Annotated in this window: 13 protein-coding genes; 9 read left to right on the top strand and 4 right to left on the bottom strand. The window is 71.1% G+C overall.

What is annotated here, in order from left to right:
* Positions 1-154: 154 nt before the first annotated feature.
* Both F4558_RS30910 and F4558_RS30905 read left to right on the top strand, forming a co-directional pair.
* A complete protein-coding gene (locus tag F4558_RS30910; protein WP_167947077.1) occupies positions 155-1369 on the top strand; it encodes a PP2C family protein-serine/threonine phosphatase in 1215 nt (404 codons plus the stop codon).
* Positions 1370-1468: 99 nt separating this feature from the next.
* A complete protein-coding gene (locus F4558_RS30905) occupies positions 1469-2338 on the top strand; it encodes an AraC family transcriptional regulator (RefSeq protein WP_053660445.1) in 870 nt (289 codons plus the stop codon).
* Positions 2339-2423: 85 nt separating this feature from the next.
* Here F4558_RS30905 and F4558_RS30900 read toward each other — a convergent pair whose 3' ends face one another.
* Positions 2424-2933: a GNAT family N-acetyltransferase gene (locus F4558_RS30900; protein ID WP_053660447.1), complete on the bottom strand. Its 510-nt coding sequence runs from the start codon at positions 2931-2933 to the stop codon at positions 2424-2426.
* A 640-nt stretch (positions 2934-3573) separates the two neighbouring features.
* Between F4558_RS30900 and F4558_RS30895 the strand changes: the two genes are divergently transcribed.
* The gene (locus F4558_RS30895; RefSeq protein WP_312877421.1) at positions 3574-4557 is read left to right on the top strand and encodes an ice-binding family protein; all 984 of its coding nucleotides are present in this window, start codon (positions 3574-3576) and stop codon (positions 4555-4557) included.
* Between the two features lie 409 nt (positions 4558-4966).
* Here F4558_RS30895 and ychF read toward each other — a convergent pair whose 3' ends face one another.
* The 3 genes from ychF to F4558_RS30880 form a co-directional block, all read right to left on the bottom strand.
* Positions 4967-6052, bottom strand: coding sequence for a redox-regulated ATPase YchF (gene ychF, locus F4558_RS30890; RefSeq protein ID WP_053660625.1), 1086 nt, complete (start codon positions 6050-6052; stop codon positions 4967-4969).
* A gap of 92 nt (positions 6053-6144) precedes the next feature.
* Positions 6145-6879: a Type 1 glutamine amidotransferase-like domain-containing protein gene (locus tag F4558_RS30885; RefSeq protein ID WP_053660449.1), complete on the bottom strand. Its 735-nt coding sequence runs from the start codon at positions 6877-6879 to the stop codon at positions 6145-6147.
* 140 nt (positions 6880-7019) lie between these two features.
* On the bottom strand, positions 7020-7526 hold the full coding sequence (locus F4558_RS30880; protein ID WP_053660451.1) for a hypothetical protein: 507 nt from the start codon (positions 7524-7526) through the stop codon (positions 7020-7022).
* A gap of 135 nt (positions 7527-7661) precedes the next feature.
* On the opposite strand from F4558_RS30880, the gene F4558_RS30875 reads away from it, so the two are divergent.
* The 6 genes from F4558_RS30875 (at position 7662) to F4558_RS30850 (ending at position 14569) form a co-directional block, all read left to right on the top strand.
* Positions 7662-8171 carry a SigE family RNA polymerase sigma factor gene (locus F4558_RS30875; protein WP_053660454.1) on the top strand — a complete coding sequence of 170 codons (510 nt, stop codon included), beginning with the start codon at positions 7662-7664 and terminating at the stop codon, positions 8169-8171.
* On the top strand, positions 8168-8656 hold the full coding sequence (locus F4558_RS30870; protein ID WP_167947073.1) for a hypothetical protein: 489 nt from the start codon (positions 8168-8170) through the stop codon (positions 8654-8656). Before F4558_RS30875 ends, F4558_RS30870 begins: the two co-directional genes overlap by 4 nt.
* 139 nt (positions 8657-8795) lie before the next feature.
* Positions 8796-10304 carry a DNA-3-methyladenine glycosylase 2 family protein gene (locus F4558_RS30865; protein ID WP_167947071.1) on the top strand — a complete coding sequence of 503 codons (1509 nt, stop codon included), beginning with the start codon at positions 8796-8798 and terminating at the stop codon, positions 10302-10304.
* Entirely contained in the window at positions 10301-10810 is a 510-nt protein-coding gene (locus F4558_RS30860) for a methylated-DNA--[protein]-cysteine S-methyltransferase (protein ID WP_053660458.1), read from the top strand. Before F4558_RS30865 ends, F4558_RS30860 begins: the two co-directional genes overlap by 4 nt.
* A gap of 37 nt (positions 10811-10847) precedes the next feature.
* A complete protein-coding gene (locus tag F4558_RS30855) occupies positions 10848-12689 on the top strand; it encodes an ABC transporter ATP-binding protein (RefSeq protein WP_053660460.1) in 1842 nt (613 codons plus the stop codon).
* Positions 12686-14569 carry an ABC transporter ATP-binding protein gene (locus F4558_RS30850; protein ID WP_312877420.1) on the top strand — a complete coding sequence of 628 codons (1884 nt, stop codon included), beginning with the start codon at positions 12686-12688 and terminating at the stop codon, positions 14567-14569. The genes F4558_RS30855 and F4558_RS30850 overlap by 4 nt, the downstream gene beginning before the upstream one ends.
* Positions 14570-14606 lie beyond the last annotated feature (37 nt).

Raw genomic sequence — 14606 nt, 5'->3', positions numbered from 1 at the left:
GCGATCGTCACCGGATCGCGAGGCCATCCGCGCGGCCGGTTCCGGACTGCCGGCCGGTGCCGCACCTCACGGGTGCGATGCTGTCGGCTGCCCCGGGTCCAAGCTTGACCCACACGCGACCAGCAACAGCAGACTGCACGGCTAGGATCATCGCGTGGTTTCGACCAGCGGTGTCACGGACGCGGAGCGGTTACGCCGAATTGAGGCCGTGACCGACGCCACGCTGTCCCGGCTCGACGCCGCCGACCTGTTCGACGAGCTGCTCGACCGTGTCCGTGAGCTGCTGCGCGTCGACACCGCCGCCATCCTCCTTCTCGACGTCCACGCCCGGCAGCTTGTCGCCACCGCCGCCAAAGGGCTGGAGGAGGAGGTCCGGCAAGCCTTCCGGGTCTCCGTTGGCCGGGGCTTCGCCGGTCGGATCGCCCTGACCCGTCAACCCGTGATCATCGAGGAGGTCACCGCCCAGCGGGTGATCAATCCGGTCCTGCTGCAAACCGGGGTGAAGTCCCTGCTCGGTGTGCCGATCTTCGCGCGCGGTGACCTCATCGGCGTCCTGCACGTAGGGACTCTCACGCCACGGCGGTTCGCACCCGACGACGTCCGGCTGCTCGAACTCGTCGCCGACCGGATCGGCGTGGCGAACCAGGCCCGTGCGCACAGCCTGGACCAGAGCGCCGCTCTCGCTCTGCAACGGAGCCTGCTCCCCACCGAATTGCCCAAGGTGCCGAACCTGGAGATGGCCGCCCGCTACGTCCCCGGTCACGTCTCCGGCGTGGGCGGCGACTGGTACGACGTCTTCCCCCTACCGTCGGGGTGGCTGGGTGTGGTCATCGGTGACGTGTCGGGGCACGGCCTCCAGTCGGCAGTGGTGATGGGTCGGATCCGGAGTGCGCTGCGCGCGTACGCCCTGGTGTCGCACGATCCGGCCGAGGCGCTGACCCTTCTCGACCGCAAGGTCAACCACTTCGAGACCGGCAGCCTCAGCACCGCGCTGTACGCGATGATCTCCCCGGACGGTGCGACGATAAAGGTCTCCCTGGCGGGCCACCTGCGCCCCGTGATGGTCGTGCCTGGGGAGCCCGCCGCCCTGCTCCCCGCCAAGGTCGATCCACCGCTCGGCATCCGCCACCGGATTCCGCAGCGGCGCACCACGACTGTGGACTTCCCGCCCGGCGCGGTCCTGGTCTGCTACACCGATGGGCTCGTCGAGCGCCGTGGCGAATCGATCGACACCGGCATCGACCGTCTGGCGGCAGCCGTTCCGCTCGAACCTGCCGACACCGTCTGCGCCTCAGTCATGGCGACCCTCGACACCGAGAACCCGAACGACGACATCGCCCTGCTTGTCATCCGTCGAACGGCGCCCTGACCGCTCACTGGCCACCACGGGCACCTGATCGGATCGGGCCTCTACGGTCGGGCGGGGCCGGGGTCCGTTCAGCCAAGCTCGATGGCGAAGGGAGGTCTCGTGATCGCGGCACTCAACCGACTTGTCGATCTGGTCGAGAAGCACCTCACCGAGGACGTCGACGTCAACGAACTGGCCAGGTCGCTCGGCACTACCGAATACCACCTGCGCCGGATGTTCTCGTCATTGGCTGGCATGCCGCTGTCGGAGTACGTACGCCGACGCCGCATGACAGTGGCCGCAGCCGACGTCGTACGGGGGGACGGCGATCTGCTGAGCATCGCCGTCCGGCACGGGTACGGCTCGACCGAGGCGTTCGGCCGGGCGTTCCGGGCCGTCCATGGCGCCGGCCCCGGTGACGTCCGCCGCGACGGAGGCCCCCTTCGCACACAACCGCAGCTCAGGTTCCGCCTGACAGTCGAAGGGAGCATCCCCATGGACACTCGTATCGTGGACCGCCCCGCGTTCCGGCTCGCCGGACACGCGACCCGGGTCCCGCTCATCCACGAGGGCGTCAATCCGCACATCCAGCAGCACATCTCCGGCCTGCCGATGGAGGCGCATCTCCGGTTGAAGGCCCTCAGCGACACCGACCCGGCGGGGCTGCTACAGGTGAGCGACAACGTCGAGCCCGACGCCGCCGAGGGCAGCGAACTGACGTACCTGCACGGGGTCGCGGTGTCTCAGGACACGCCGGTCCCCGACGACCTCGACGCCATCGAGGTGCCGGCCGGCAGGTGGGCGGTCTTCCGCAGCGCTGGGCCCTACCCGCAGACGCTCCAGAGCACCTGGGCCGCGACCGCCACCGAGTGGTTCCCGTCCAACCCGTGGCGCCTGCGGCCCGGCCCGTCGATCGTTTCGATAGTGGAGCGTGCGGACGACTTCAGCACCGCGACCTGCGAGCTGTGGCTACCTGTCGAACCGACCTGATCGGATCGGCAGGGCCATCCGGACGGCATCCCGGCCCGTGTGCGTGCTGTCGCAGGCACACGGGCGTCCGGGATCCGGCCGGACGTCACGACTCCGCGGGCGCGACGGGGCCGGCCAGGTCCAGGAACATCACATGCAGCCCCACCAGGCCGTGCTCTGGATGATCGAACGCTTCGGGGACGGTGGCGAGCACCTCGAAGCCCAGCGACCGCCACAGTCGCACGGCCACCTCGTTGGTCTCGACCACAGCGTTGAACTGGATGCTGCGGTATCCGCTGCGCCGCGCCCAGTCGACGACGTGCTCGCCCAGGTGCCGACCGACACCACGGCCCCCGTGCGCCGGATCGACAATGAAACTGGCGGTCGCGACGTGGGCACCACGGCCGGGCCGGTTGGGGCCCATCTTGGCGCTGCCGAGCACTGTCGAACCATCAACCGCGACGACGGTACGCCCCGGCGGAGCTTCCATCCACAGCCCACGAGCCTGGTCCAGAGTGAGATCCTCCGGGTAGGCGTACGAGTGCCCCGCTGCGACGATCTCGATGAAGAAGGGGTAGATCGCAGGCCAGTCGGCGTCCTCGGCGTCACGGATCATCACCGGATGACCGTAGGGCCGCTCGACCGGGCGGGCAACGCGATTCAGCCGGGCGTCGAGGCCGGCTGAGAAGCGGCCCGGCACTAGACGTTGAACCTGAACTAATAGCCGCTGTCCGGCCACCAGTGGAAACGTTGCTCGGCGCCTGCTCACACGGAGTCTCGGGCTTCCATCGTCAGTGGCCAGTTGCCGACGTTCGCGATGTCTTGTGCCCCGGTGTGTGCCCCGGACTGGCGGAGCAGACGGTGCCAGGTCCTGGGCGTCCTCGCCAACTCCCCTGCCTCCGCAGCCGTTGACCACCGACTTGGCTCGTAGAGCCCTCCCAGCGGCGGGTTGGGGCGTCCAGGGTGGACTCGGCTGACCCGCTCGCGCAGGTGTTTGCAGCGCAGTAGGCGGGGACCCCAGTCAGGCCCTGGGAGGAACCTTAGCAGTTTGGTCCGTTTCGCTACTTCCGCGACCAAAAGATGATGTCGTGGTCAACGCATGATTTCGCACGGTATATACCGTTTTGAGCAGGAAGCGACGCCCGAGACGTCTCCTGCGAGCAGTCCCCACGGGAGGGTGTTCTGTGAAAGTTAAACCCATTCATCGTCTTCGGCGGGCAGCCCTGCCGACGCTCGCGGCTTCCGCGGCTGCCGCCGTGGCCGCCACCTTGCTGCTCCTCAACGGGACCGCCGCCAACGCCCAGGAAGCACAGGTAGGCCTGGGAACGGCCGGCAACTTCTCCGTACTCGCCGGGGCCGAGCCCACCAACACCGGCCCAAGCTTCTTGGCCCAGAACCTCGGGCGATACCCGGGAAACACTGCGTCGGGCTTCGAGACGGCAACCATCGGCGGCGAGATCCACCTCGGCGACGCGGTGGCTCTACAAGCTCAGAGCGACCTGACGACGGCCTTCAATGACGCCGCCGGCCGGACGCCGTTCACCAACCTTCCGGCAGAACTCGGCGGCAACACCCTCAACCCCGGGGTCTACCGGATCGGGGCAGCGCAGCTGACCGGGCCGTTGACGCTCAACGCCCAAGGCGACCCCCAGGCCGTGTTCATCTTCCAGGTCGACTCCGCGCTGACAACGGCGTCAAACAGCAGTGTCGTCCTCATCAATGGCGCTTCGCCCTGCAACGTGTTCTGGAAGATCGGCAGCTCGGCGACGATCGGCACAGAAACCACCTTCGTCGGCACCATCATGGCTCAGGCGTCGATCACGATGGCCACGGGCGCGACTCTCCAAGGCCGCGCGCTGGCTCGAACCGCCGCCGTCACCCTCGACACCAACGTCATCACCGCGCCCTTGTGCGCCGGCCCGACTGGCCCGCCCGGCCCGACTGGCCCACCCGGCCCGACTGGCCCACCCGGTAGTCCCGGTGCGCCAGGAAGTCCCGGCGCCCCAGGCAGTCCCGGCGCCCCAGGCAGTCCCGGCGCTCCCGGCGCTCCCGGCGCCCCAGGCGCTCCCGGCGCCCCAGGCAGTCCCGGCGCCCCAGGCAGTCCCGGCAACAACTCCGGAATCCTGCCAGTAACCGGTAGTAGCCTGGTCCCGGCCATAACGGGCATGGGAAGCGTCATGGTCGCCCTGGGTGGGCTCATGTTCTTCCTCTCCCGGCGTCGTCGAGCACACCAGTCCTGATTGGATGCCCCGAGGGGGCGCGACAGGGGATCGAGCGACGCAACGCGAAGGCAATTGAGGTCGCCGTGGGCACCACGCAATCGGCAACCTGCCATCACTGTCTGCCGTCGGCCCGCCCTCCTGGGGAGTGCCGCCGCCCGGCCCGTCACGTCGAACGGATCTTTACACAGGTTCGGACGCTGGCGGGTCGGGCGGCAGCCTGCTCGGGTCGATGGCAGGCGGGACGAGTCATCGTGCATGTGGACCAGAGGTGGGACTACCGGATCACTGTTCTCGCTTCCGACTTCGCAACCTTCATTCGACAGCTTGTCGATGAATACGATTACGACACGGATAAGAGGACGAGCGCCCCGGACCGATGACGCCTAGCGTCATGCGGTCGGTTCAGGCAGCAGACGTTGGACCGAAATCAGACGTTAAAGCGGAACTCGACCACGTCGCCGTCCTGCATGACGTACTCCTTGCCTTCGATGCGGACCTTGCCCGCCGCCTTGGCCGCCGCCATCGATCCGTGCTCGACCAGGTCGTTGTAGGAGACCACCTCGGCCTTGATGAAGCCGCGCTGGAAGTCGCTGTGGATGACGCCCGCGGCCTCCGGCGCTGTGGCGCCGACCGGGACGGTCCAGGCGCGCGCTTCCTTGGGCCCTGCGGTGAGGTACGTCTGGAGACCGAGGGTACGGAAGCCGACCCGGACGAGCTGGTTGAGGCCGGGCTCGTTCTGCCCGATCGACTCCAGCAGCTCGCGGGCCTCGTCCTCGGGCAGGTCCACCAGCTCGGACTCGATCTTGGCGTCCATGAAGACAGCCTCGGCGGGGGCGACAAGGGCGCGCAGTTCGTCGAGGAACGTCTCGTTTGCCAGTTCGGCCTCGTCGACGTTGAAGACGTACAGGAAGGGCTTGGTGGTGAGCAGGTGCAGCTCGCGCAGGTGCTCCAGCTCGATCTGGGCGGCGGCGGCCCCGGAGTAGAGGGTCGTACCGCCGTCAAGGACCTCGATGGCTGCCTTCGCGGCGGCGACGGCGGCCAGGCGGTCCTTGCGGAGCTTGGCCTCCTTCTCCAACCGCGGCAGCGCCTTGTCGAGGGTCTGGAGGTCGGCGAGGATCAGCTCGGTGTTGATCGTCTCGATGTCGTCGGCCGGGGAGACCTTGCCGTCGACGTGCACCACGTTCGGGTCGGAGAAGGCCCGGACGACCTGGCAGATCGCCGAGGCGTCCCGGATGTTGGCCAGGAAGGCGTTGCCCCGGCCCTGTCCCTTCGACGCGCCGCGCACCAGGCCGGCGATGTCGACGAACGACACCGGGGCGGGCAGCACCTTCTGCGAGGAGAAGATCTCGGCCAGCTTGCCCAGCCGTTCGTCAGGGAGCCCGACCACGCCGACGTTGGGCTCGATGGTGGCGAACGGGTAGTTCGCCGCCAGCACGTCGTTCTTGGTCAGCGCGTTGAAAAGCGTGCTCTTGCCGACGTTGGGCAGGCCGACGATGCCGATGGTGAGACTCACGACGAGCCAGCTTACGCCGGTGCCGACCGGGCGGGTCCAGCCGGCTCCGATTCGGCCGTTAGGACGGCCCAACGATCATGATCGACGGGCTGTCAGCCGATCAGGCGTGGGGCGATGACCGTCTCCTGAACGCTGCCGTCCGTCGAGCGGCTCACCTCGTACGCGGAGACGCCCTCGCGCTCGGCGACCGCCTCAACCAGCTCGGTCCCCCGGTAGACCAGGCCGACGCCGTCATCCGTGCAGTGGCTGGTCGGCAGCGTCCCGTTGCCGACCAGCTCGTGCATCAACGGTCGCCGCTGGGCCTCGCTGTCGTAGTGCACCCCGTTGCCGTACGGGAGCCAGCCCAGCCCGTCGGTGAAGCCGCGCAGCCGCAGCCCGAAGCTGTCGGTGGCGCCGCCCACATGCCAGCAGATCGAGCCGGCGGACACGCCGCCCAGCACCACGCCGGCCTGCCAGCACTCGTGCAGGATCTCGCCGAGGCCGTGCACCCGCCACACCGCCACCAGGTTGGCGACACTGCCACCACCGACCCAGATCACGTCCTGGGCGAGCAGGTGGGCGCGGACGTCGTCGACGTTCGGCATCGGGAACAGCGCGAGGTGCGACGGCCGGAACCGGGTGTCGGCGAACGCGCCGTAGATGGCGGCCAGCGATGTGGGCTGGTCACCGACGGCCTGCCCGAGGTAGCAGATCCGTGGCTGCGGGCCGGCCTCGGCCAGCTCGGCGGCCAACTCGAAGACCGGGCCGGGACGCAGATCCATCGGACCGCGGTCTCCCCGGCTGAAACCCATGCTCGTGGCGAGGATTGTCGGTGCGCTGGCGGGCATGGGCGTCCTTCCGTTGATGCGGTGCCGTGTCCATCCTGCCCCAGCCCGCGACGGGCCGGGCGCGCACCCACACAGCGGCCGGGGCGCACCCGCACAGCGGCCGATCCCGGCACGCGGGCGCGCGATGAGCTGGTGCGGCGTCAGCTCGGCCGCCGCTGGCGGGGCACCACACCCTCGGGCCAGTGCCCCGGCGGCAACTCGTCGAGCGGCCGGTCGGTCGGGGGCAGGTGCGCGGCGGCGGCGCGGGGCAGCGTGAACCGCTCGGGGGCTGCCGGCCCGGCCCACACCGACTCGCGCAGCATCCAGCGCACCTCGTCGGCCGTCCAGCCCAGCCCGGGTCGGGCGGCGATCTCGCGGACCAGCCGCCGGCCGGGCCGGGTGTCGTCGTCGTAGAACCGCATGCACCAGTGGTGCGTCCACATGCCGAGTGCGCGTAGGCCCGCGTCGTCGAGCGACCGCACCAGCCGGCCGCAAGCAGTGTCGGCGAACGCCTGCTCGGGGTCGGCGGCCCGGTCCCGCTCGATGGCGCCGACGGCGGCCGGCGCGACGGCCCGCATCCGGCGGTAGAAGGACTGCACGACGGCCCGGGGCAGCGGCGGGAAAGCGCCAGGTGTCGACGCCGCCGCCCGATCCGCCACGCTCGCCATCGCCGTACCCCTTCTTGAGTTGGTGGCCGGACGTTACCCGCCACGACCGACACTTTCGGACGGACGACTCCGTCGAACGTGGATAGCGGCGAAGAGCTGGGGCGTCTGTAGAGGTGACAACGAAAGGGGGTGGTTGTGGACGAGGACGAACGACTCCGGCTGGCCGAGTTCGTCAGCAGCCGGACTCCGGCGCTGATGCGGGTCGCGTACCTGTTGACCGGGGACCGAACCGCAGCCGAGGACCTCCTGCAGTCGGCGCTCGCGCGAGCCATCCCGAGATGGGGAACCATCCGCCACACCGACCCCGAGGGGTACCTGCGCGTGGTGATGTACCGCCAGCAGATCAGCTGGTGGCGACGTCTGCGTCGGTGGCGGGAGACGCCGCTCAACCCGGCGGACGAGCCGGTCGGCGCCGACCCGAGCGGTGGGTCGGACGTGCGGTTGGCGATGCGCGCCGCGCTGCGGCACCTACCGCCGGCCCAACGGGCGGTGGTGGTGCTGCGCTACTACGAGGACCTGCCCGAGGCCCGGGTCGCCGAACTGCTCGGCTGCTCGGTGGGCACCGTGCGCAGCCGTACCCACCGGGCGGTCACCCGGCTGCGGGAGTTGCTGCCGGAGATCGAACTGCTGGAGGTACGGCGATGACCGATCCCTTCGAGCACCTCATCCGCTCCACCCTCACCGACCTGGCCGAGGAGGCACCGATCGTGCATGACCAGTTGAGCCGAGCGGAACGGCGGGTACGCAGGCAGCGTCGCGCCACTGTGACGATGGGGGCGGTGGGCACCGTGGCCGCCATCCTGATCGCGGCACCCATCGCCCTCGCCGCTACCGGCTCGGAGCAGCCCCGACCCGCCGCGCCCAGCCCGGTCGGCCCGGCTGCCGAGCCGCCCACCGCGCCCGGGCCGCCCGGCGTGCCGGCTCATCCAACCGCGAAACCAACTGACGTTCCCGCCGCGCCCGGCGTACCCAGTTCGGGTCGACCGACCGACGCGCCGGCCCCACCACCGCCCGACAGCCCGGCGGGACCGCCCGACAGCCCGCCCGGCGCGCCGGGCCGCCCGGCGGGACCTCCGCCGCAGGGAGTTCCGACCGCCAGTGCGAACGCGCCCGGGCAGCCAGCCCGCTGAGCTGCTTCCGGCCGGTCAGTCCGAGTACCGCTCGGGCCTGACCGGCCGGACCGCTTCGTCGACGGCGCTGCTCCCGGGTCCACAGCCAGGTCCGATTCCCGCCAGCCGATGCCCACCCGGGAGGGGCATCATCGGTGGCGTGGAGATGGACTTCGAGCGGTGCTACCGGGCCGTGGACAGCCGTGACCAGCGGTTCGACGGCTGGTTCTATACCGGCGTGACGTCCACCGGCATCTACTGCCGGCCGTCCTGTCCGGCGACCACACCCAAGCGACAGAACGTCCGTTTCTTCCCGTCCGCAGCGGCGGCGCAGGGTGCCGGGCTGCGCGCCTGCCGCCGCTGCCGACCCGACGCCGCGCCCGGCTCCCCCGAGTGGGACGTCCGCGCCGACGTGGTCGGTAGGGCGATGCGGCTGATCGCCGACGGGGTCGTGGATCGCGACGGCGTACCGGGCTTGGCCGTCCGTCTCGGCTACACCGAGCGGCACCTGCACCGGATGCTGCGCGCCGAGATGGGCGCCGGGCCGCTCGCGCTGGCCCGGGCGCAGCGGGCGCAGACCGCCCGGATCCTGATCGAGACGACCGACCTGGGAATGACCGAGGTCGCGTTCGCCGCGGGCTTCGGCAGCGTGCGGCAGTTCAACGACACGATCCGAGAGGTGTACGCGAGCGCACCCTCGGGCCTGCGCACGGCCCGGGGCCGGCCCGAGCTGGCGACCGGGGCGGGAACGATCACACTCCGGCTGGCGTACCGACCGCCGTTGCACGCCCGGGCACTCCTGGACTTCCTGGCGGTACGGGCGCTGCCTGGGGTCGACGAGGTGCGCGACGGGACGTACCACAGGGGTTTGCGGTTGCCGCACGGCTCCGGCCAGGTGGCGCTGACCCCGGCGGACGGGTACGTGGCGGCGACACTGCGCCTGACCGACATGCGTGACCTGGCGCCGGCGGTCGCCCGCTGCCGCCGGCTGCTCGACCTGGACGCGGACCCGACAGCAGTGGACGCCGCACTGGCGGCGGACCCGGCGCTGGCCCCGGTGGTGGCGGCGGAGCCAGGCATCCGGCTCCCCCGGTCGGTAGACGGCTTCGAGATGGCCGTACGCGCCATCGTCGGCCAACAGGTCTCGGTCACCAGCGCCCGCACCACAGTGACTCGCCTACTCCTAGCCGCCCGCCCTCTCCCTCGGCCCGGTGATCATGAGGTTGACGGGCCGGATGGAGATCGAACCCCCCGCCAACCTCATGATCACCGCGGCGGGGAGGCCGGTGGGGAGCCCGGTGGGGGGTTTCTTGGGGCTGAGGAGATTCTGGAGCTGCCGGAATCGGCATTTGGGATGCCTGTTCGGCGGCGGGAGACGATCCGTGGGCTGGCTCGGGCGGTTGTCGACGGGACGGTGGACCTCGCGCCCGGGGGCGACCGGGAGGAGACGGTCCGGCAGTTGCTCGCGCTTCCCGGCATCGGCCCGTGGACAGCGAACTACCTGGCCATGCGCGCCCTCGGCGACCCGGACGTCCTGCTCGACACGGATCTCGCGGTCCGGCGGGGCGCCGCCGCGCTCGGCCTGCCCGACACCACCCTTGCCGCCCACGCCGAACGCTGGCGGCCCTGGCGGTCCTACGCCACGATCAGACTCTGGAGAGCGGCATGAGCATCGACAGCACCGTACTGAGCACACCGACCGGCCCGTTGAGCATCCTCGCCGGCCCGGACGGCGACGTCCTGGCGGCCGGCTTCACACCGGACCCTGCGGCCCTGCTGCCCCTGATCCACCCGACCCTGCGCGCACCGCTGCGGCAGCGCACCGACCTCGGGCCCGTCACCGCCGCCGTCCGGTCCTACCTCGATGGTGACCTCGCCGCCATCGACGCCGTCCCGGTGCGGCAGCACACGGCAGGCGTGTTCATGGCCCACGCCTGGCAGGTGCTGCGTTCGGTCCCGGCCGGCACCCCGGTCACCTACACCGGGTACGCGGCGCTGGCCGGCCGACCACCGGCGGTACGGGCCGCCGCGGCTGCCTGCGCCCGCAACGCGGCGGCGCTTTTCGTGCCCTGTCACCGGGTCCTGCGTACCGACGGCACGCTCGGTGGCTACCGCTGGGGGCTTGACGTGAAGAGGTGGCTGCTCGGTCACGAGCAGCGATTGACAACAAACTGACAGCAACATCGACAGATATTGACGCTACCGTCGGGTAGTGCCTGTGGAGAGCGACGGCGACCCGGCCGCCCGGGCCGCCTCGGGCACCCACCCCGTGCACAACCTCTGGCGGCTGCGCCGCTACCTGCGCCCGTACGCCGCCGAGTTCGCCTGGCTGCTTGTCGCAGGGCTCGCGGGCACGGCCGCAGGGATCGCCGTACCCCTCGTGGTGCAGCGAGTGGTGGACGGGCCGATAGCCCGCCACGAGCCCGCCGGCCTGCTCCAGCTCGGCGGCCTGGCGCTGCTGCTCGGCGTGGCCGAGGCGGTGCTCATCTTCGTCCGCCGCTGGGTGCAGTCGTCCTCGGCGGTGGGCATGGAGGCGACCCTGCGCGCCGACGTCTACGCCCACCTGCAACGGCTGCCGGCGAGCTTCCACGACCGCTGGCAGTCCGGCCAACTGCTCTCCCGGATCACCAGCGACCTGTCGGTGATCCGCCGGTTCCTCTCGTTCGGTGTGTTCTTCCTGGTGCTGAACCTGGCCACCTACGTGGTGGTGGTGCTGCTGCTGATCCGCCTGCACGCCGCGCTCGGGCTGCTTGTCGCGGCCAGCGCGGTGCCACTGCTGCTGATCGCCCGACGGTTCGGCAGGCACTACCACACCGCGTCCCGCCGGATGCAGGATCAACAGGGCGATGTGGCGACGCTCGTCGAAGAGACCGCGCAGGGTCTGCGCACCATGAAGGCGTACGGCCGGGGGCCCGAACTTGCCGCCCGTTTCACCGCCGGCGCCCGGACCCTGCACGACACGGGCATCGGCAAGGGCCGGCTGCTGGCCAACACCGCGGCGCTGCTCGACCTGGTGCCCAACGTGACGCTCGGCGTGGTGCTGGTGGCCGGGGCGGCCGCCGCCGCGCGGGGTGTGCTCACCATCGGCGAGCTTGTCGCGTTCGCGAGCCTCCAGCTGATGCTCATCTGGCCGGTGCAGTCATTGGGCTGGATCATCGCCAACGGTCAGGAGGCGGCGACCGCCGCCGACCGGATCCAGGAGGTGCTGGACACCCCACCGCAGATCGTGGACGCGCCCGAGGCGCTCACGTTGCCCCGCGACGCGGTACGCGGAAGGCTCCGCTTCGAACGCGTCTCCTTCTGCTATCCGGACGCCGCCGCGCCGGTGCTGAGCGAGATCGACCTGACCATCGAGCCGGGCGAGACGCTGGCCCTGGTGGGCGCCACCGGCTGCGGCAAGAGCACGCTGCTCTCCCTCGTGCCCCGGATGCACGAGGTGACCGGCGGCCGGATCACAGTGGACGGGCACGACCTGCGTGACCTCCGGCTGGCCTCGCTGCGTCGACTGGTCGGCGTGGCGTTCGAGGAACCCACGCTGTTCTCGATGTCGGTGCGGGAGAACCTCACACTGGGCCGCCCGGACGCCGACGACGACGAGATCCGCGCCGCCCTCGCGCTCGCCCAGGCCGACTTCGCGTACGACCTGCCGTGGGGTTTGGCCACCCGCGTGGGTGAGCAGGGACTGTCGCTGTCCGGCGGTCAACGCCAGCGGCTGGCGCTGGCCAGGGCGGTGCTGGGCCGACCGGCGCTGCTGGTGCTCGACGACCCACTGTCCGCCCTGGACGTGCACACCGAGGCGCTTGTCGAGGCGGCGCTGCGGCAGGTCCTGCGCACCACCACCGCGCTGCTTGTGGTGCACCGGCCGTCGACGATCTCGCTTGCCGACCGCGTCGCGCTGCTCGACGGCGGCCGGATCGTCGCTGTCGGCCGACATTCCCAACTGCTGGCCACAGTGCCCGCGTACCGGGCGCTGCTCGCCGCCGAGCCACCAACGGGCGGAGGCGAGGGGTCCAACTCCCCCACCTCCGACGGGTGGGGTCTGGTGCGCTCGTGACAGTGCCGCAGCAGGCAGGCCCACCGCCGGAGGAGCAGGAGCCTGAGCTGACGCGCTGGCGCGGCACGGCCACCGATCCGGAGGCCGATCGCAGCCAGGCCGAGGAGAGCACCCCTGAGGCGGTGGCACGGCTGCGCCGGCACAGTCGGGCACTCCTGGCCGACCTGCTCCGCCCGCACCGGCGGTGGCTGGCCGCCGCGGTCGGCCTGCTGCTGGCCCAGAACGCCGCCGCGATGGCCGGGCCGTACCTGGTGATGCTCGGCATCGACCGGGGCATCGGGCCGTTGCGGGCCGGGGACGCCGGGCCGCTCGCCGCCGTCGCCGCCGCGTTCGCGGTCGCCGCGGTGACCGAATACGCGGCCCGCCGCGGGTTCCTGACCCTCTCCGCCCGGATCGGCCAGGCCGTCCTACTGGACCTGCGGCAGCGGGTGTTCGGGCACTTCCTGCGGCTGTCGGTGGGCTTCCACGAGCGCTACACCTCCGGCCGGATGGTCTCCCGGCTCACCAGCGACCTGGACTCGATCGCCGAACTCGTCGACGGCGGCATCGACAGTCTGGTGCTGGCCGCGCTGTCGATCCTGTCGGTGGCCGCCATCCTGCTCTGGATGGACCTGCCGCTGGCGGCGGTGACGCTGTTCGCGTTCCCGTTCCTGTTCGTGCTGTCCCGCTGGTTCGCGCGGGCGTCGGCCGGCGCGTACCGGCGGACCCGGGAGGCGGTCGCGCTTGTCATCGTGCACTTCGTCGAGTCCATGCGGGGCATCCGGGCGGTGCAGACGTTCCGCCGGGAGCCGCGCAACCAGCGGATCTTCGTGGCGCTCGGCGACGACTACAGACGTTCCAGCCTGCACGCGTTCCGGCTGATCGCCACGTACTCCCCGGCGATCAAGCTGATCGGCAACGTGACGATCGCTGTGGTGCTCTGCTACGGCGGCTGGCGGGTGCTCGGCGGGCACACGGAGGTCGGGGTGCTCGCCGCGTTCCTGCTGTACCTGCGCCGCTTCTTCGAGCCGATGCAGGAGCTGAGCCAGTTCTACAACTCGCTCCAGTCGGCCACCGCCGCGTTGGAGAAGCTGGCCGGGGTGCTCGACGAGCGGCCCGCCGTCGCCGAGCCCACCCGGCCGGTTCCGCTGCCGGCCGGCCGCGGCCGAGGGGAGCTGACCTTCCGGGCGGTCTCGTTCGGCTACCTGGCCGGCACCCCGATCCTCGACAGGTTGGACCTGACAGTGCCGGCCGGGCAGACGGTCGCGCTGATCGGGCCCACCGGCGCTGGCAAGTCGACAATCGCCAAGCTGGTCGCCCGGTTCCACGACCCGGACACCGGCACGGTACGCCTCGACGGGGTCGACCTGCGCGACGTGGGCGACGCCGACCTGCGTCGCGCGGTGGTGCTTGTCACCCAGGAGAACCACCTGTTCAGCGGCACCGTCGCGGAGAACATCCGGTTCGGTCGCCCGGACGCCGACGACGCCGAGGTCCAGGCCGCCGCGCAGGCCATCGGCGCGCACGAGTTCATCGCCGCGCTTCCCGACGGGTACGCCACGCAGGTACACAGGCGCGGCGGCCGGCTCTCCGCCGGGCAGCGGCAGCTCGTCGCGTTCGCCCGGGCGTTCCTGGCCGACCCGACAGTGCTGATCCTGGACGAGGCGACGTCCTCGCTGGACGTGCCGACCGAACGGCTCGTGCAGCGGGCACTCGGCACCATCCTGCGGGAACGGACCGCCCTGGTGATCGCGCACCGCCTCTCCACAGTGGAGACCGCCGACCGGGTACTCGTCCTCGACGGCGGACGTCTCGTCGAGGACGGCCCGCCCGCCCTGCTGGCCGAGGCCGGCGGCCGGTACGCGGCCCTGCACCGGCAGTGGCGCGACTCGCTGGTCTGAGCCCGGTGCTGCGCAACTACGTGGCCCGGCGCCCTCG

Origin of the sequence: Micromonospora profundi (assembly GCF_011927785.1) — a bacterium.
GTDB classification, from domain to species: domain Bacteria; phylum Actinomycetota; class Actinomycetes; order Mycobacteriales; family Micromonosporaceae; genus Micromonospora; species Micromonospora profundi.
This window is presented reverse-complemented; position numbering and strand designations above follow the sequence as displayed.

Bases quoted from the DNA above. Each gene is read 5' to 3' on its own strand.
- F4558_RS30860 (WP_053660458.1), top strand. From the start codon at position 10,301: ATGAGCATCGACAGCACCGTACTGAGCACACCGACCGGCCCGTTGAGC.
- F4558_RS30880 (WP_053660451.1), bottom strand. From the start codon at position 7,526: ATGGCGAGCGTGGCGGATCGGGCGGCGGCGTCGACACCTGGCGCTTTC.
- F4558_RS30885 (WP_053660449.1), bottom strand. From the start codon at position 6,879: ATGCCCGCCAGCGCACCGACAATCCTCGCCACGAGCATGGGTTTCAGC.
- F4558_RS30870 (WP_167947073.1), top strand. From the start codon at position 8,168: ATGACCGATCCCTTCGAGCACCTCATCCGCTCCACCCTCACCGACCTG.
- F4558_RS30900 (WP_053660447.1), bottom strand. From the start codon at position 2,933: ATGATCCGTGACGCCGAGGACGCCGACTGGCCTGCGATCTACCCCTTC.